The following is an 18,479-nucleotide window of genomic DNA, read 5'->3' on the forward strand; positions in this document are numbered from 1 at the left end:
CCCGTCTTTGGAGCTAGTACAACCTTGTATCTACGTTTTTTAGTATATCGTTTACCTAACGCGACACGCCCGAGTTATTATTCAGATAATGCCATACAAAAAGGTGACTCAGCTCCGTTTTCAGAGCCGAGTCACCTGTGAAACCAAAGAAATAGTCGATTTTAAGCCGTGGCACCTCCTAAATATGCCTCTTGAACGCGAGGGTCGTTGAGTAATTCTTGGCCCGTGCCCGCCAGACGAATTCTGCCCGACTGCAAAACATAGCCATAATCCGCGATAGACAAGGCCAGTTGAGCTTGCTGCTCCACCATAAGGACGCTGACATGTAACTCATCGCGCAAACGCGCAATTTGCTCCAGCACATCCTCCACTAAGCGCGGAGACAAACCCATGGTTGGCTCATCCATGCAGATAAGCTTTGGATGACTCATTAAAGCGCGCGCAAAAGCCAGCATCTGCTGCTCGCCGCCGGACATGGTGCCCGCCAGCTGATTGCGCCTTTCCTTCAATCGCGGGAAACGCTCATACATGGCTTCCACATCCTGCTCCACCTGCTGGCGATCTGTTTGCGTGTATGCGCCGGTGAGCAAGTTCTCATAAATACTCATCTGTGGGAAAATGCGGCGCGCCTCCGGCACAGCGGCTATGCCTTGGATAACGCGTTGACGAGTAGACCAGTGCGTCATATCCTCGCCCTCATACACCAAAGCGCCGGATGTTACCTTATTAATGCCCAGCAAGGTCTTCATCGTGGTGGACTTGCCCGAGGCATTTCCACCCAGCAAAGACACAACAGCTCCCTGAGGTACGGTGAGATTCACATCCTGCAAAGCGTGCACCTGACCGTAGTAGACATTCACATCCGTCATAGTCAGCAGGCTTTTTTCGCCGTTTACATCGATGCTGGTGTGAGCATTATCATTCAACGCGTTCTGTTGATTGAGCACGCCGGAATTGCCCTGAGCACGTGCAACCGTGCGCACACGGTTCACATCCTCATCCGTGCCGAGCTTTTTACCCAGATAAGCCTCGACGACCAGTGGATTATTGCGTACCTCATCCGGCTCGCCCATGGCGATGACTTTTCCGCCATCCATGGCGATGACACGATCGGAAACCGTAGACACCAAATCCATCTTGTGTTCAACCAACAAAATGGTGTGGCCCTGTTCCTTTAAATAGAGCAGTTGCTGTAGTACTTCTGCCGTTTCCGACTGATTCATACCCGCTGTAGGCTCATCCAGGAGCAGAATTTCTGGCTCGCTGATATGAGCGCGTGCAATTTCCGTGCGTCGGCGATTAGCATAAGACAAAGTGTAGGTAGCGTCGTGTAAGCGACTGCCCAAACGCTCGCGGTAATAATCAATTTCGCGGTTGATGCGCTGATCTACTTCCTTTTCCTCACGCTTAATCTGAGGCGTTTTTACCAAAGCCGTGGCCGTTTCGCCCAGCAGGCTGAGCCATCGCACCAAGGGTATTTTTTGAATCTGAGATAGGGGGCGCGTAGCCGCAAGCTTCTTGTGATAGCCCAACGCAATGTTTTCTTTGACGGTTAAAGACCCAAAAACACGTCCATTCTGGAAGGTACGCGCCAAACCATATTCCGCTACTTCAGCCGAAGGCAAGCCCGCTACGGCATTATCGTTGATGTCAATCATGCCACCATCCGGCTCTAGGAATCCCGAAATCAAATTAATGGTGGTAGATTTCCCCGAACCGTTAGGGCCGATAATCGAAATGACTTCGCCACGGTGCAGGTTGAAAGACACATTATCCACGGCTTTCAAACCGTCGAAGGATTTTTCCAGCTCGCGCACGCGCAAGACCACGGGTGCGGCCAAGACACGCGTGCGATGCTCTTGCGGTGTCAGTGCTTCGTAACTTTCGCCTTTATGGATATTATCGAGAGTTTTCATGCCGTCACCGTCGCTTTCTGAACCTCTCCTGACTGTGGATTTTTGTCCGAAGATTCGTCGTTGTGCTGAGCCTGTGCCACGGTGCGTGACCAGAGGCCTTGTGGACGATACAAAATAATGAGTACGAGCAAAATTCCGTAAATAATGCTGCGCCAGCTGCTGGCAAAACGTAGAACTTCCGGCAAACCAATCAAAATTGCAGAGCCAATAACCGCTCCAAAAGGCGAATTCATACCGCCGAGCACGATAATCGTGAGGAACAGTGTAGACATGGTCGGGTTGAAAATCGTAGGATCAATGTACGTGTACTGATGCGCCAGCAATGCACCGGCCAAGCCAGCAAAGAAGCCAGCAATGGCATAGGCCAAAGCTTTATAAGCATTAGAACGAATGCCCAAGGCTTCCGCCGCATCTTGATCCGCACCCACCGCAGCGAATACGTGTCCGAGATGTGAGGCATGCAAACGCGAAACCACCCACACCGCGAGTATCAGCACGATCATATCCAGCAGGAACATCTTCTGCTGCGTATCCAAGGTGGCGCCAAAAATACTAGGAAATGGAATGCCCTGGATGCCCAATGATCCGCGCGTAAGCGGCTCCCACAAGCGGATGATAGCCACGGTTACTGCACCCACGCCAATGGTGGCGATGGCCACATAATGACCTGACAGCTTCCACACCGGGAAGGTGAGGATGCTTGCCGTTACAGCAGCGACTATACCGCCTGCGATGAAGCCTGCAAAGAAGCTCCAACCGAACTGCGTGACGAGAATAGCCGAGGTATATGCACCCGTAGCAAAGGGTCCCGCCATACCCAAAATAGTTTGACCCGCCGAGCCGGAAATCAAAGTCAAGCCCACGGCTGCTAGAGCATAAATGGCCACCTGTGTGCCCGCTCCTGCCAAGGCATTATTGGATACGAAGGGCAGCAAAACGGCGACTACAACGATGAGCCAATTCGTCCACTTCGGCAGCCGGATGGCGCGCGAATTTTCGAGGAAAGTGCCTGTCATCGGTTCGGAGTGCACGGCGGTGGACTTAAAGAGCAAACCCTGAGGACGCAAAATGAGGATGAGCAGCAAAGCGCCGAATGTAATAAGGTCATGCGCACCGTCACCCAGCCACGAAATACCTAAAGCCTCCACAACGCCCAGCACAAGACCGCCCACTACAGCACCCGGAATGGAGCCCAACCCGCCAATAGTGGCCGCGACGAAGGCCGTCATACCAATGCTGGCGCCATTCGTAGGATTGATATTGCCATTGGAAAGCCCCACAAAAATGCCTGCAATACCCGCCAGCACAGCGCCAATCACAAAGGAAATGTGGCGGATAGACTTCACCGGGATGCCCATTTGGCGTGCAGCTTCCGGATCCTGCGAAGTCGCGCGGATAGCCTGACCCGTTTTACCAAATTTCAAAAATGCCCACAAAGCCGTCATCAATATAATGGTGACGACGATGGCCACAATATCGGAGGTACCAAAACGAAAACCGTTAATTTGCAGGTTATGCGTTGGTAGAATTTCCGGGAATTGACGCGTTTGTGTGCCAAAAATAATTTGCAATGCATTATCTAAAATCTGCCCCACACCAATGGTGGCCAGCAATGCAGCAATGGGTTTGCGCCCTTCCAAGGGAGAGATGACAAAGAAATTCATCACAAATCCGAGAATTCCCGTCACCACGATAACGACAGCCAGCGTAGGAATTAAGCCCCAACCTAGGGATGTACCCAGCCACCACGCCGTCATCATGCCCACGGCTACGATGGAGCCCTGAGCAAAGTTCGCCACATTCGTGACGCCGAAAATAAGGGACATGCCCACGGCAGCGATAGCGTACACGCTGCCGTGAATCAAGCCCGAAAAGAGAGTATCAAACATTTATCAAACCTTCAGTTATTACTACTCTTTGGTTCTTAATATTTCTCGTATTTATGCGTCATAGCGGACGAACTTGCCATCCTTGACGATGAGCAAAATTGGGTCAATATTATCTGCGCGGCGCGTGGTCTGGTTGAACTTAAAGGTGCCGCCATTGCCCTGATACAGCGGGAAGTCTGTCACGGTCTTCAAGGCTTCCTGGATACCTTCGCGCGTTGCGCTGGTCTTGTTTGCCGCGTAAGCGAGATCCTTAATAGCCTGATAGGAGGTGACTTCAAAGTTGCCCGGATTGTATCCGTACTTCTTATTAAACGCTTCTACGAAGGCCTTCTGCTCATCGGTGGTGACGCCGCTGGCGCTGAAATTACCGGTGATAATCGTGCCTTCCGCATTCTCACCCGCATTGTCGAGGAATTCGGATGTTTCCTGTCCACCATAGAATGGGCCCGTCCATGCGAGCTTGTTGCGCAAGGTGTTGAGTACCAAAGCACCGTCTGGGCCGTAGCCGATGTTCACGATGGCCTCAGGATCTGTGTCACGCGCCTGAATCAGCATTGGAGAAAGATCGGTGGAATCTGCCAAGTAGGACGATTCGTACGCAATCTCGATGCCCTGCTTTTCTGCTTCTGCCTTGAACTCCTGATATGCTTCCTTACCCCAGTCATTTTCGATGTAAACGACGGAGATCTTCTTCGCCACCTTTGCCACGGTATCCGCATTCAGCTTCTGATAAGTCGCCTGTGTAATCTGTGGGCTCCATACATACTCACCTGTATCCGTAAAGTTCGTAGCAGAATTATTGAAACCGTAGTGTACGAGCTTTGCCTGGTTGAATGTTGGCGAAGCCGCACCAGAGGCGGAAGAAGAGTAATCGCCAACTACCGCGATAACGGAGCTATCTGCAGCAATTTTTGGCGCAACGGCTGCATCTTGCTTTGCATCGGACTGAGTGTCGTAGTACTTAATGCCCAGTTTCTTGCCTTGTACGCCGCCATCTGCATTCACTTCTTCCAAAGCGAGTTCCCAGCCGCGCTTAAAAAGCTTGCCGTACTCGGCATACTGACCGGTTTCTGGGTAGATAGCTGCGATATTGACCGTGTCAGACTCTGCTGCTGAGCTGGAATTATCTCCGCCCAAACCGAAAGAGCAAGCCGAAGTCGCAAAAATGGTGACTGCTGCAGTGGTGGCCAGTGCCACCTTTCCTACCTTTTTCCATAAGGACTTCGTATGCGTTGCGAAATTCATATTCTTTATCTTTCTTTCTTATTGTGATACGTATGATGAAGCTGCGAACTTCTGCTTATTTCACGGTTTTAAAACTTTTTAAAACTTGCAAGGATTTCCAAGGCCTCGCCAGAGGCTGGGGTTGGGACGGTGCAGCTTGGGGCGAGCAAGAATGGCTTGCCTGCACGTTCCTCGATGGTTTCTTTCAGCTGCGTGCGCACGCCCTCTACATCCTTGCGATCGTCCACAGCAAACTTCGTGAAGTTTGCGCCACCCACGGGTACTGCGCCAATTTCATGATCGATGTGTGGATTGCCTGGCAAGAACTGATCCCAATGGATGATATCGGCAAGACCTGCAAACCAGTCCGGGTGGGAATCTTCACGGCAGGTGTGGAGCAGCACCACAGCTTCAGGATTTGCTTGGCGAATGGCGTTGATAATCAGTTCGTCATACGGCTTGGAAAACTCGTTGTACTCCTCCTGAGTGAAGAAGTCGTGGGAGACCGTACCCGTCACCGCGTAGAAGATGCCGTCCAAACCTGCACCACCTTGCTCTTCAGGCGTAACGAGCTCAGCAGCGTAAACTGCCAGTGTTTCGGCGATATTTTGCAATGCGCGCTTCACACGATCTGTATCGGAGAAAACGGCTTCACGCGTGGTAGAAGGCGTAGCGTAATCGTCTCCTGGATACAGAGGCAAATCACCTAGCTGCAAGAGGACGGATAATGGTGAGAATACGGTCTGGATAACCGCGCGATCTTGAAGATGCTCGCGGATGTATCGTGCAGCCTCAAATTCCTCATGGAATGGGTTATCCGCGTGCACATCAAGCTTGACAATCTTGTCCAAATCCTCCGGCTTCTGCACGGCATCCGTGTGTTTGCGAGGAATAACATAGCCAGCGTACTCATGCTGATCATATGTACTTCCCCAAGCCTCGGAATAGTACACAGCGCGTGGATTGATCTTTACCCAATCCCAATCCCACTGCTGAACGAATTCCACATAAGCCTTGCCGAAGGTTTCCGCACCGTACTCATTGCCGATGAGGTGCTGCCAAGCCGCTACGAGGTATGGGGTTTTGTTTGCATCCGCTGTGCCGCGCGCAATGTCATAGAATGCCTGACGACGGGGCGTAAAGGTTGTGGTCATTTTCTCTCCCTTTGTGAAATATTGAAAAAATAGAAAATTGGTCTGTTTCTTAGTTGTAGTACGTTTCGAATGAGAATTAGCCCGCGTGGCTATAGCAGAAATTTATAAAAGTTTAAAAGGGAGATTATTTTTGCTAATTTTCTGCGGTTTTATGGTGAGGTATCGAAATAATTTATATACGCGTGCTCAACTGTCGTGCATGAATTTACTTACACTAAAACCAGGGGCTTAGCAAAAAATCCCCATAAACTCATAAATGCGCGGGAGTTTATCGGGACATACAACAACACAGACAGCTACGCAGCATCTGCACTGCGGTGCCTTCGAAGGTGTTGTTGGAATTAATCATGGTTGCAACTATAAACACATGTATAGAAAAATGCAAAAAGATTATTTCTCATGATTTTCTAAAATCGCTAAATTTCAACAAAATCACGGCGTGTTTTTCGGATGAGAATTCTGCAATTCGTCCATTTTTACAAACGGATTACACAGTTCCCAGTTTATTGTCAGAGGCTTTCTGGTGTGTTACTCAGAAACGAGCGGTTATATATATACCAACGCAAGGAAGAACCGCACAGGAACCCAAGCTTCCCCTTCGAAGCAGACGGACGCTGAGCAGGTGCTCCCCCAAGATAATTTAATCCTTCTTCTCTCTCTTTCTCTCCAGCCCTGAGGTGCATTTCACGCTCAGGGCTTTTCTCTGTTTGCGTGAATTTTCGCTCTTATTTCTGCTGTGCACGCAGGGCCGCGCGAATGCTACGAATAATGATGAAAATTAAGAAAATAATGAAGGCCCATTTATTCATCTGCGGGGTCAACCATTGGGCGATGATTTCACCAATCGGCGTCACAACAAGAGCCGCAATCCCGATAATTGCCGCCGTTTTGAGCTGCACGATGCGAGCTTTGACATTGCTGATGGTACCAGAAATTGCGCCCGGCAAAATCGCCAACAGCGACGTACCGCGCGAAACCAAATCACTGGCGCCAAAGAACGATGCCATGCCCGGCACGAGGATAGCGCCGCCGCCCACACCCAGCAAAGCCGCGAGTACGCCTGCCACAAACCCAAGCAGAATCATGCCCGCACCGGAAAGCAGTGTGAGTTCCACATGCGAAGTCCTCGTGGGTAGCTGAAAAAATTGCTGCACGATAATCACGAGCAAAAAGGCCACAAAACACCAGCGCAACGCCTTTTCGGAAATGACGTGCAGCAAGCGCGCACCCACCCAGGCGCCCGTAATGGAGCCGACGATAATGAGCGCCCCCATGGCCCAGTCTACATTTCCCGCCACGGCATAAGAGATCACACCTCCAAGACTCGCCAAGGGCATGGCCGCCAAGGAGGTGGCGGAGGCTTCGCGCTGACTCAGACCATAAAACATCAGCGCAGGCACCATAATCGTTCCACCACCCACACCGAAAAGCCCGGAAAATATGCCAACGAGGACACCGATAGCGATTAAAGGAAGAAGGGAAAGCGATCTTTTCATACTGTCCATACTAGAAATCAGGTATGAAAAATGGGCAGGAGAAGCAGAACCTGCCCATCGTTTGAAATGCACCTCTGTGCTACACGGTACGGCGTATGCACCACACCGTGGTCGTGGGAGGTACAAGACCTTCAGCTGCTTCAGGTTGGGAGGATAAGATGACCTGATAACCATCGGGCACAGACACAGTCTGCGTCCGTGAGCAATTTGCAAGAACCCGTAGCCCTGTGGCAAGGGACCAATCCAGCACATCTTCGTGGAGCCGCTCATCATGCCATGCAATTGTGCCTGCTAAGGCGCGATGATTGACATACTTTGAGCGCAGATTGATGGCCTCACGATACAGACTCAGCATAGAGCCATCTCCACATTGTCCTTGAGTATCGGCCGCGAAATCAACAAACCACTGCGGCTGTGGAAGATTGGATTTGCCTGTATCGCTAAAACCAAAAGCTCCTTCTACACCACGCGCACGCGTCCACGGCAAAGGTACACGACACCCATCTCGCCCTTTGAAGGAGTGCCCACTTCTCTCCCAGATAGGATCTTGGATATCCTTATCCGTCAGCCCCAGATCCTCCGGTAGCCCCAATTCTTCCCCTTGATACACAAAAGCCGTACCCGGCAAACCGAGCTCAATCAACGCCGCCGATCGCGCCCGCTGAGTAGCAAGCGCTACATCAATCTTCGGATCCGTATTATTCGATGTCACCCAATGCTCCACGTCGACGCCTTTGTCCAAGCCCAATCGACTAGCCACGCGTGGCACATCATGATTGCCCAAAACCCACGTTGGGCTTGCGCCTACAGAAGTGGCTCCCTGGAAGGTTCTTTCGATAATTTCTCGGTATTCGCGCGCATCATAGGCAGATTTCAGTAGAGAAAAATCAAAAACGGCTCCCAGCTCGTCTTGTTGTGCATATTCAAACACACGAGACGTCATCGGCGTCCACGTCTCACCAATCGCGAATATCTCGGAATCATAAGAATTCAGCACTTCGCGCCATTCGCGGTAAATCTCATGCACCTCGTTGCGATCCCATAAAGGATCACCCCCTCTGGTGTCTTCCGGCGCAGGAATTTCTGGATGTTGTCGATCACGCAAGGGCTCACGTAAATCTTTCGCAAGTGCATGCGAAACATCTACCCTAAAGCCATCCACGCCACGGTCCGCCCAAAACTTGAGCGTTGTGATGAAATCCGCTCGCACTTCAGGATTATCCCAATTGAGATCGGGCTGTTCGGGCGCAAAAAGATGCAAATAGTACCAACCATCACCGCATGCCTGCCACGCGCTTCCACCGAAATTACTCATCCAGTTTGTAGGAGGTAGGTTATGCTTTTCCCCACGACCCCGACGGAAAATATAGCGTTCACGCTCGGGCGATCCGGGCTGGCTGCGCAATGCTTCTTGGAACCAAGGATGCTGATCGCTGGTATGATTGGGCACGATATCCACGACTACACGTATGCCCCGCGCATGAGCCTGGCTGACCATAACATCAAAATCATCCAGCGTGCCCAACCGTGGATCGATATTTCTGTAATCCGCCACATCATACCCACCATCCTTCAGGGGAGATGGGTAAAACGGCGATAGCCAGATTGCGTTCACGCCCAAGGATTGGATGTAATCCATACGACGTGTAACGCCCGCAATATCGCCTATGCCATCACCATTCGAATCCGAGAATGCACGTGGATATATTTGGTAAATCACAGCATCGCGCCACCACGCGTTCTTATGGTCTTTTAGGCGATGAGTGTCGCATGCGACAGAATTGTGGGAAGGAATATTCATCACATTATCCTTTGACAGAGCCTGCAAGCATTGCACGAATGAAATAGCGTTGCAAGAAGATAAACAAAATCACGGTTGGGGCCATAATGAGCAAAGCGCCCGCATTGAGTAAAACCACATCGGTCTGGTATTGTCCTACGAAGGATTGCAAAGCACCCGCCATTGTGCGTTTTTCAGGATCGTTGATGAGCACGACTGCCAGAAGGAACTGATTCCATGTGGCGAGGAATGTCAGAATGCCTAAGGAACTTAAGGCCGGCAAGGCTAGAGGTAGTTCAATATGCAGGAAAGTCCTGAAATGCCCTGCTCCATCGATTTCAGCCGCTTCAATCAGATCATGTGGCATCTGCTCAAAGCAGGAGCGCATCCACATAATGGCGAAGGGCATATTCAAGCCGATCATGGGCAAAATAAGTGCCAGTCGCGTATTGAGGATGCCCATGGCACTGATTTCGTAGTACAAAGGCGTAACCAAAGTTTCAAAGGGAATGGTCAGTCCTACGAGGAACAGCATGTATAGCAGACGTGCAAAGGGAATATGCAATGTCGCGAAGGCGTAACCGCCCAAAGCAGCAAAAATGATCACCGCTGGAACCACACCCAGCACCAAAATAATGCTGGATTTCAACAGCGGCGCAATATTGGCTACATTCCATGCATCAATGAAGTTTTCCCAATGGAGTTGCCCACTGAAATCTATGCCCTCGGGTGTGCTTCCTTGTGGTTGAAGCGCTGCCGACAGCATGCTGATGAAGGGAAGAATGGTAAAAAGTATGGTGATGATAAGCACCGCATAACCAAAATATCGAGTACTCTGCGACTGCTTCATGTTAATCATCCTTCCTATTGACGAGTGACTGTAGCGGACCGACCACCACAAAGACTAGAACCATGAGCGTGACGGCGAGCGCAGATGCGAGACCAACGGCTTGCTGCGTGAAAGCCAGACGATATACCTGCACACCTGGCACCATCGTGGAGGTACCCGGCCCACCCTGAGTAGACATGTAGACCACATCGAAGCTTGCCAGCGCGGACACAATGGTCATGGTGAGACATACGCCAATTTGCCCACGTAAGCCCGGCAGCGTAATCGCAAAAAGCTTTCGCCACCATCCAGCACCGTCTAGCGATGCCGCTTCATATAGTGATTCATCAATGCCGCCGATGCCGGAAAGGAGAAGCACAATGCAGAATCCGAGCTGGAGCCAGAATCCGATAATGCCCACAGCTCCCAGTGCTACGCTTTGCTCTCCCAGCCACACGTGCGTAAATTGTCCCAAACCGATGGAACGCAAAATCTGGTTAATGGCACCTTTATCCGCCAGCATCCATGTCCAAGCCACACCGGCCGCCGCTCCTGGAATAACGCGTGGCAAAAAGAGGCACACCTGTGCGAATGAGCTCAAGCCCTTGTGCCTGATGTCTTTTATGAGCACCGCGACGATTAAACCAATGGCGATAGGAATGATGGAGAAGAAGATGATGAGGAAGAACGAGTGGAGTATGGACCCGTACAAGCTTGCATCCGTAAATACCGTACGATAATTTTCGAGACCCACCCAAGTAGCCAGATCGATGCCATTCCAGTCATACAGGGAGTACCACACGGTTTGAATAATTGGCCACAGCACAAAGACGGCATAAAACACAAATGCAGGAAGTAAAAATGCAAGTCCCACGAACTTCAAGCGAAGCTTAGAACCTAATGATTTCATAGTCTTCCATTGCCTTTCCACAAAATAATGGGCGCGGAATCTACCATCACACACATGGAGATTCCACGCCCATGTCTGCTATTTGACTTCAGAGTCGTACTGCTTTTGAAGTGCTTGCACAAACTCCTGAGGTGTTTGAGAACCATCAATCAGAGTTTGGAAGTTTGGAATAATACCGCTCGCTTGCATAGCCGCCGTAGCATTATTGATATAGTCCGTTGTATTATCCGCGGAAACTAACTGCGTTTGAGCTTGAAGAATCTGAGTCAGCAATGGATTATCTGATGTTAATTCACCTTCGCCAATTGCTGGATATCCGTGCTTGACTGCAATCTGTCGCGCCTCATCGCTCATAAGGAAGTTGAGGAAAGCTGCTGCAGCATTCTTATTCTTGGCATTGCTCGGAATACCAAATGGCGTCACGGCGTTAGAGGCGGCCGAACCTGTCTGATCTGCCGTGCTTCCTGGGAATGCAAAGAAGCCCACGTTTGAACCGAGGCTCTCATTCAAGGATGAAGAGAACCAGCTACCGGCCGGGAAGAACAAGCCTTCACCTTGAGTAAAGCGCCCAACGGCCGTAGTGCCGTCCAAAGCCACAGCATCTGAACTGAAGTATCCACTGTTCGCCCAGTTTTGAATGGTTTCAGCCGCCTTGATCGCACCTTCCTCGTTGATCGTTGCCCCGTCCTTCTGATAAATCCAGTTATTGACCACTTCTGCGCCAGAATTATTGGTCCATAAAGCTTGATAAATGAAAGACGTGCCACCCTCTTTAGCCGGCATAATCATAGGCGTGACGCCCGCATCCTTGGCAATCTGCAAATCCTTTTCCAGCTCGTCCATGGATTGAGGAGCTTGCGTAATGCCCAGAGACTGTGCCACGGCTGTGTTCCAGTACATGCCCGTCATAGAAACCGCATCCGGCACGGCATATAAATTGCCCGAGCCAATTTTGCCGGAAGCGTCCACTCGGTAGGACATCGCTTGTGAATCTGGTATATCCCAGCCATACAGCGTGGCGTATTCCTCTAGGCTTATGACGTGCTTCCCGCGCACGGCCGAATTGATATCCGTAATGCGGGCCACATCTGGCGCGTCTGCAGAGGAGATAATGCGTGGACCGTTTTGTGCGGACGTATTATCCGGATCATACGTAGCCTTGACGGTCACATTTGGGTATTGTGCTTCAAATGCCTGGATCAAATCGTCATCGAATTCTTTTAACCCAGCACCGTCCCACAGCGTCAACGTGATATTTTCCGATCCGAAGTCTTTGCTGGCCGGCTCACTGGTAGCCGATGAGGATTGCGCACTTCCGGGTGCGCAGGCACTCAGAGCACCCAGCAACGCAAATGCGGAAACGGCTGCCGTTGCCATCTTTCCAAACTGTGTCATCTTCATTGATTCTCTCCTTTGATTCAACACGAAGATAGTTTCTAAGTATTTACCTAAGCGCTTATGGTTAAGTATACACATGTAATAAAATAATTCAAATCTAAAATGTAGGGATTTTATCTCCAGAAAACATAATCGCTTAGGTATACTCTCATGAGTAGAATGAGAAATTAAAACCGATTGATATAATCAACGGTATTTCTACTACGAGGAGGGATTGGTGAAGAAGCCAACAATTGCAGACGTTGCACAGGCCGCCGGTGTGTCTACCTACACGGTTTCTCGAGCACTGCGCGGCCTCAAGCATGTCAACGAAGAAACACGCAAAAAAGTGCTCTACGCAGCCCAATCCTTGAACTATACGGCTTCACCTACCGCCGCCGCTTTAGCCACGGGCCATACTCATCGCATAGCTCTGCTCGTCCGCGAAAGTTTGAGTGGTTGGTTCACAGGGGAAATCGCCGAAGGCATCTACGATGTTCTTTTTCCTCAAGAGTACGATTTAATTCTGTATCGCGCAGGCAACGAGGCCGAAAGACAGGAATTTTTTAGACGCAGGCCAGCGAACCGCAATGCAGATGCTCTGATTCTGTCCGGTTTTGGCCCCGATGAGGCGGAACGAGATGAATTGAAAAAACTGGATATGCCTATTATCTCCATCAATGCATCTCAGGCGCAATACGCTCAAGCAACTGTAGGCATCGACGATATTGCAGGCGAAAAATCGGCCGTGCAGTATCTTGCAGCCCTAGGCCATACGCACTTTGCCTATATTGGGAAATCCTATAAGAACGCGAGCTGGGGATCCGATGAACGTGTTATGGGTTATCGAGAGGCTCTGCGCGAATTACAATTAAACGATTGCGGCACTTTTGAACTGACAGCCCTATCCCCCCTGGAAATTCGCAGAATTGTGGCACATATTTTAGCCTTACCACAGCCTCCTACGGCTCTGTGCGTATGGTCAGATATGATTGCAATGCAAGTCGTACACGAGCTACGCAATATGGGCATCGATTGCCCGCGCAAAATCTCCGTTATGGGCTTTGATGGGCAAACCACCGCAATAGATTCCGGCATTTCCACGGTTCAGCAACCGGCTCGCGAAATCGGCGCACGCAGCGCTCAGGTGGCCTTGGATTTAATTCATAACACAGTGCTTGACAAGACTCATATTGTGCTGCCTACAACGCTGCTCCCGCTGGAAACCACCGCAGCACCGCAGTAGTCCTCCCGTGCACAATAAAAGCCGCTGGCATCCACCAGCGGCTTTATACATATCACGCAAGCTAAGCTTTCTTCTTCGGATGCGTTTCTTCGTTCAGCAAGGAATGCTTATACGAATACGCGAAGTAAATAGCAATGCCTACGGCCAACCAGACGAGGAAGCGAATCCAGGTGAGCACGGACAGGTAGAACATCACGATAAAGCACACAATGGCAATCAAGATTGGTAACCATGGATTGCCTGGAACTTTGAACGAGCGTTCGAAATCTGGGCGCTTTTTGCGCATGACGGGATGCCCACACATACCAACACAAAGGCGGACAGCGTACCAATATTTACCATATCGGCCAGCACACTGATATCAAAAGTGGAGGCAATGACAGCCACTACGACACTGGAAACGATTTGCAATTTTGCTGGCACACCGCGCTTATTGGTGTGAGAAATGCCCTGAGGAAGCAAGTTGTCACGGCTCATGGCAAAGACTACGCGCGTCAAGCCGAGGAGCAATACCATAACGACCGTGGTGAGGCCTATCAAAATGCCAAAGGAAATAATTTTCGCAGCCCAGCCCGCTCCTACAAGTTCAAACGCGGTAGATAGCGAAGGATTTTTCACTTGCGCGAGCTGAGCGTAGGACACCATGCCCGAAGTGACGATGGTCACCAAGACGTAGAGCAAAATCACAATGCCCAAACCGAGGGTGATACCGCGCGGCACTGTGCGCGCAGGATCCTTGGCTTCCTCGGACGCGGTGGCGATAATATCAAAACCAATGAAGGCAAAGAACACCAAGGCCGCACCAGACAGCACACCGTCCCAACCGTACATGCTGGCTTGCTGACCGGAAATCCACTGCAAGAGTGGCTCCTCCAAGGTGGCGAGCGTCGATGCAGCATCACCCGAGCTTTGCACGACCTGAGTTGGTGGAATGAATGGGCTGAGATTGCTTGCATTGAAGTAGAAGAATCCGACCACAATAATAAAAAGCACCACACCGACCTTGATAACGGTCAAAATAGAGTCGAAGCGGCTGGAAATCTTCGTTCCCACCAAAAGCAATAAGGTAAAGAAGGTAACAATGGCTATTGGCGCAAAATCAATGGTGAAATGAGGTGCCACCTGCCATTGCGTGACAATAGGATATCCCATAAGTCTGAAGAAGTCGCGCAAATACAGACCCCAGTATTTCGCGATAACCGATGCAGCCATGAGGAGCTCCAAAATGAGATCCCAGCCGATAATCCACGCAATAAATTCACCCAAAGTCGTGTAGGTGAAGGTGTAGGCAGAGCCCGCAGCCGGCACCATAGAGGCGAATTCGGCGTAACACAATGCCACACCCACGCACACTGCGCCAGCGATGATAAAGCTGAGAATCGCGCCCGGGCCCGCATGAAAAGCAATAGCCTGAGCGCCTACAGAGAAAATACCTGCGCCAACAGCCACGGCTACAGCCATCGTAGCCATATCCCACACTCCCAAATTCCTTTTCAGAGAGTGTCCTTCGGCTTTTGTCTGCTCCAACGCAGTTTCGATAGATTTAGTTCGCAAAAGTTTCACGTAAATAATGTACTAGATACGCCATTTTTTGCAAGAAATGTGGGATTACTGTATCAGTAGGTGAACATATGCGGCCTTTTTCGCGAAAATACCACACAATAGGCGCACTTCATATGTGTGTTGGGCTGAAGAATGCGATGTCGCTCTCGCTCAGAGCGCAGTGATACGGCTCTAAATCTCCTCGTATGGATCGTTGAGATGCGTATGAAATTCCTCCAAAGTCCAGCCTTGCGCGGTGATGTATTGGGCGATTTCTTCGCCCACATATCTAAAATGCCAGTCCTCATAGCCCACACCGGTGTGCTCCTGCTTCCCCTCTGGGAAACGCAAAATAAAACCATATTGCGGCGCAATATCTTGAACCGCCTGTGCAATCGCCGGATCTTGAGCATTCATTTCTTCGATTGTGCACATATCCACGGCTAGTCCTGACTGATGCTCCGACGCCCCTGGCGGCTGCGAATATGTTTTGACATATTCTTCCGCCTGCTCCCGGCTCCACTGCGGATGCGCTTGCATCTCGGAGCTGACGTAAGATTCAAACAAAGACGCTTGATAATTCACACTGCGATAGCAGGAAATCAGGTGCTCTGAGCTATGGATCTGCTGAGCAGCACTCAAAAATCCGGCAAGATTGTCGGCAATGCGGGCATCTACGGAGCATCGCGAATTCATCACGCTCAGCTGCGGACTTAGTTCGTCCGTGATGTTTTCACGGTTTATCAAAATAATGCGCCAGTCGTCTGCCGTAACCCCGAAATGTTCGGCAATGGTTTGTGGCTCTGCTTCAGCTTGAGTTTCCTGTGCTGGAGCCTCTGGCGACTGTGATGTTTCTGTCTGATCGAGCTGCTGTGTTTGTACAGGCTGAGCGTTTTGGCTCGTGCGTGTTTGGCTATTCGCAAACCACACCACAAAAAGGGCAATGCCGATAATGACTGCAATGGCAAGGATTATCAGAGCAATAGCCTTCCACGGTTTTACAGCCCTGTGCACACCATGGCGTGCCCGCGTACGCGTGTCGGTATGACTGCCGCTACTGCGCGGCGAGTGTGAGTCTTCTGTGCCTCTTCTCATACCTCATAATTGTAACAATGGACACGTATGGCGCACCTGCTCCACAAGTTTCCCGCTGCCTACTGCTCCTGCCTCCCACACTTTGTGCACACCTCAGACGATTTTCGATACAATAGGTCGTATGTGTGTGGAGCATTTCAATGCAGAAGAATTTTACGCCGGTCTCGATGCCATCTTTGCTGAGCATCGAGGAAGCACGGATGCCGAACCATATCTGGATGCAGCCCTCAAACAAGCACAATCCGCTCAGGATAGCAATGCTGAGTTAACCGTGATTAGCGAATTTTTAGGCTTCGACCGCTCACACGGCAGACATGAGCACTCTCGGATGCTCTGCGAGCGCGCGCTCCAACTGCGCGAGGAGCTAAAACTTGCAGGCAGCATGCAAAGCACGATTATTTTGATCAATGTGGCCACCGCCTATCGTCAGGCACACGAGTACTCGCTGGCACGTAAATATTATGACTTGGCCGCACAGGAGGCTGAGACTTCGATGCCGGATACCGATCGGCAAAAAGCGGCGCTCTATAACAATTTTTCGATGCTTTTTAGCGAGACCGGCGACATCGAAACCGCACGCAGGCATATGACGCATGCCTTACATCTTATGCGCGTGTCCTCTTCCCACCCAGACAAGGATCCCGATATTGCTACGACGTTGACCAATTTGGGCCTGCTGGACATTCAGCTCGGTGATACTGCGTCGGCTTTGGACCATACACAGCAGGGTTTAGATATTTATACGCATAATCCAGTGCTCCAGCAATCGGCTCATTACACGTCGGCTTTGGCTGGGTATGCACAGGCGCTGTACACCTCGGGTAAGGTGGCACAATCTCTAGAATTTTTCGAGCAAGCTCTGGATTTAATTGGACAATATTACGGCACCGAAAGTGATTACTACACGACGACCGCACAAAATGTAGATATCGTCCGCGAAAGTCTTGCCCAGGTCGAATCTGAGCAGGCCACCGTGTCTCAGGTAAACATCTCACAGACAGACACTGATGAAACCCCTGCACACTCCCCGGATGCCTCGGAAAGCATCTCCGGCTTACAGCTGTCTCGCCGTTTTTGGGAAGCCACGGCGAACGAATTATTTAGCGGTGATTTAGCAGATGTGCGAGCGCGGGCGGCCGTCGGATTGGTAGGCCACGGGTCGGAATGCTATGGTTTCGATGATGTGCAGTCTCACGATCATGATTTTGGCGCACGTTACTGTGTGTGGCTAACTCCGGCGGATTTTGAGCAGTTTGGTGCGCAGCTGCAAGAACGCTATGAGGCGTTGGATAAGAATTTTCTTGGGTTTAAGCCGGCCACAAAGACACCACGCAGTGCACATCGTGAGGGGGTCATGAGCATTGATGCCTTCTTTGAATCCATGACCGGACTCAGTCATGCACCAGCAGAGTCTGGTGAGGAGCATCTGTGGCTCGGCCTGGATGAAGCCACCCTGGCAGCGGCTACGAACGGTGAAATTTTTGCCGATCCCGTGGGCGCATTCTCCAGCAGGCGCCAAGGCTTTAAAAATATGCCGGATGATGTGCGATTATTCCTTATTTCTCAACGCTTAGGCATGATTGCACAAACGGGACAATACAATTATCCACGTATGAAAGCGCGTCACGATGAAGCGGCTATGGCTTTAACCATCAACGAATTTGCGCTCAACGTATCTTCGCTCGTCTTCCTTATGAATAACCCGATAAGCGCCGGCTACGCACCCTACTATAAGTGGCGCTTTGCTGCGCTGAGAAGACTGAGCAATCGCATGGGTACCAAGCTTTCCAACCTCATCACCCCTTTGGAGCGGCTCGTTACCTCGCACATGGATTACAATGCCCAAGGATGCATTGACTTCATCTGCAATCGCATCGTCAAGCAACTTAAAGCAGAAGGTCTAACAACCAGTAGCGAAGATTTTTTGGAATGGCATCGCCCCTATGTAGAGGCGCATATTACGTCCACAAATCCGCTTTTGCACAGTCTTTAGACAGACAAAACATGTGTGCGCGAAGGTT

At 50.7% G+C, this 18,479-nt stretch carries 12 protein-coding genes and 1 pseudogene; 2 read left to right on the top strand and 11 right to left on the bottom strand.

Going from position 1 to position 18,479, the window contains the following annotated elements:
• Positions 1 to 161: 161 nt before the first annotated feature.
• From D570_RS0104940 to D570_RS0104980, 9 genes are all read right to left on the bottom strand, one after another.
• Positions 162 to 1,916: an ATP-binding cassette domain-containing protein gene (locus D570_RS0104940; protein WP_018143292.1), complete on the bottom strand. Its 1,755-nt coding sequence runs from the start codon at positions 1,914 to 1,916 to the stop codon at positions 162 to 164.
• On the bottom strand, positions 1,913 to 3,805 hold the full coding sequence (locus D570_RS0104945; RefSeq protein ID WP_018143293.1) for an ABC transporter permease: 1,893 nt from the start codon (positions 3,803 to 3,805) through the stop codon (positions 1,913 to 1,915). Before D570_RS0104945 ends, D570_RS0104940 begins: the two co-directional genes overlap by 4 nt.
• 51 nt (positions 3,806 to 3,856) lie before the next feature.
• Positions 3,857 to 5,050, bottom strand: a complete 1,194-nt coding sequence (locus tag D570_RS0104950; protein ID WP_018143294.1) for an ABC transporter substrate-binding protein — start codon at positions 5,048 to 5,050, stop codon at positions 3,857 to 3,859.
• 68 nt (positions 5,051 to 5,118) lie between these two features.
• Positions 5,119 to 6,183, bottom strand: coding sequence for a uroporphyrinogen decarboxylase family protein (locus tag D570_RS0104955; protein ID WP_018143295.1), 1,065 nt, complete (start codon positions 6,181 to 6,183; stop codon positions 5,119 to 5,121).
• A 725-nt stretch (positions 6,184 to 6,908) separates the two neighbouring features.
• The gene (locus D570_RS0104960; protein ID WP_169331228.1) at positions 6,909 to 7,679 is read right to left on the bottom strand and encodes a sulfite exporter TauE/SafE family protein; all 771 of its coding nucleotides are present in this window, start codon (positions 7,677 to 7,679) and stop codon (positions 6,909 to 6,911) included.
• Positions 7,680 to 7,758: 79 nt separating this feature from the next.
• Positions 7,759 to 9,480 carry a glycoside hydrolase family 13 protein gene (locus D570_RS0104965; RefSeq protein WP_018143297.1) on the bottom strand — a complete coding sequence of 574 codons (1,722 nt, stop codon included), beginning with the start codon at positions 9,478 to 9,480 and terminating at the stop codon, positions 7,759 to 7,761.
• Positions 9,481 to 9,484: 4 nt separating this feature from the next.
• Positions 9,485 to 10,309: a carbohydrate ABC transporter permease gene (locus tag D570_RS0104970; RefSeq protein WP_026181898.1), complete on the bottom strand. Its 825-nt coding sequence runs from the start codon at positions 10,307 to 10,309 to the stop codon at positions 9,485 to 9,487.
• A gap of 1 nt (position 10,310) precedes the next feature.
• Positions 10,311 to 11,198 (bottom strand): carbohydrate ABC transporter permease, encoded by an 888-nt coding sequence (locus D570_RS0104975; RefSeq protein ID WP_018143299.1) that lies wholly within the window; start codon positions 11,196 to 11,198, stop codon positions 10,311 to 10,313.
• A gap of 78 nt (positions 11,199 to 11,276) precedes the next feature.
• Positions 11,277 to 12,599 (bottom strand): ABC transporter substrate-binding protein, encoded by a 1,323-nt coding sequence (locus D570_RS0104980; RefSeq protein ID WP_018143300.1) that lies wholly within the window; start codon positions 12,597 to 12,599, stop codon positions 11,277 to 11,279.
• A gap of 214 nt (positions 12,600 to 12,813) precedes the next feature.
• Here D570_RS0104980 and D570_RS0104985 point away from each other — a divergent pair, with 214 nt between their 5' ends.
• On the top strand, positions 12,814 to 13,821 hold the full coding sequence (locus D570_RS0104985; protein ID WP_018143301.1) for a LacI family DNA-binding transcriptional regulator: 1,008 nt from the start codon (positions 12,814 to 12,816) through the stop codon (positions 13,819 to 13,821).
• A 61-nt stretch (positions 13,822 to 13,882) separates the two neighbouring features.
• Here D570_RS0104985 and D570_RS08900 read toward each other — a convergent pair.
• A pseudogene (locus D570_RS08900) lies at positions 13,883 to 15,384 on the bottom strand (APC family permease).
• Between the two features lie 171 nt (positions 15,385 to 15,555).
• Complete coding sequence (locus tag D570_RS0104995; protein WP_018143302.1) at positions 15,556 to 16,458, bottom strand: M15 family metallopeptidase; 903 nt, start codon at positions 16,456 to 16,458, stop codon at positions 15,556 to 15,558.
• 121 nt (positions 16,459 to 16,579) lie between these two features.
• Here D570_RS0104995 and D570_RS08545 point away from each other — a divergent pair, with 121 nt between their 5' ends.
• Positions 16,580 to 18,451, top strand: coding sequence for a DUF4037 domain-containing protein (locus D570_RS08545; protein WP_018143303.1), 1,872 nt, complete (start codon positions 16,580 to 16,582; stop codon positions 18,449 to 18,451).
• Positions 18,452 to 18,479 lie beyond the last annotated feature (28 nt).

The sequence above is a fragment of the Alloscardovia criceti DSM 17774 genome (assembly GCF_000376885.1).
GTDB lineage: Bacteria > Actinomycetota > Actinomycetes > Actinomycetales > Bifidobacteriaceae > Alloscardovia > Alloscardovia criceti.

What these genes read in the sequence shown, in the direction of transcription:
- D570_RS0104980 (WP_018143300.1), bottom strand. Translation starts at nt 12,599, where the DNA reads ATGAAGATGACACAGTTTGGAAAGATGGCAACGGCAGCCGTTTCCGCA.
- D570_RS0104950 (WP_018143294.1), bottom strand. Translation starts at nt 5,050, where the DNA reads ATGAATTTCGCAACGCATACGAAGTCCTTATGGAAAAAGGTAGGAAAG.
- D570_RS0104955 (WP_018143295.1), bottom strand. Translation starts at nt 6,183, where the DNA reads ATGACCACAACCTTTACGCCCCGTCGTCAGGCATTCTATGACATTGCG.
- D570_RS0104940 (WP_018143292.1), bottom strand. Translation starts at nt 1,916, where the DNA reads ATGAAAACTCTCGATAATATCCATAAAGGCGAAAGTTACGAAGCACTG.
- D570_RS0104960 (WP_169331228.1), bottom strand. Translation starts at nt 7,679, where the DNA reads ATGAAAAGATCGCTTTCCCTTCTTCCTTTAATCGCTATCGGTGTCCTC.
- D570_RS0104995 (WP_018143302.1), bottom strand. Translation starts at nt 16,458, where the DNA reads ATGAGAAGAGGCACAGAAGACTCACACTCGCCGCGCAGTAGCGGCAGT.
- D570_RS0104945 (WP_018143293.1), bottom strand. Translation starts at nt 3,805, where the DNA reads ATGTTTGATACTCTCTTTTCGGGCTTGATTCACGGCAGCGTGTACGCT.
- D570_RS0104970 (WP_026181898.1), bottom strand. Translation starts at nt 10,309, where the DNA reads ATGAAGCAGTCGCAGAGTACTCGATATTTTGGTTATGCGGTGCTTATC.
- D570_RS0104975 (WP_018143299.1), bottom strand. Translation starts at nt 11,198, where the DNA reads ATGAAATCATTAGGTTCTAAGCTTCGCTTGAAGTTCGTGGGACTTGCA.
- D570_RS08545 (WP_018143303.1), top strand. Translation starts at nt 16,580, where the DNA reads ATGTGTGTGGAGCATTTCAATGCAGAAGAATTTTACGCCGGTCTCGAT.
- D570_RS0104965 (WP_018143297.1), bottom strand. Translation starts at nt 9,480, where the DNA reads ATGAATATTCCTTCCCACAATTCTGTCGCATGCGACACTCATCGCCTA.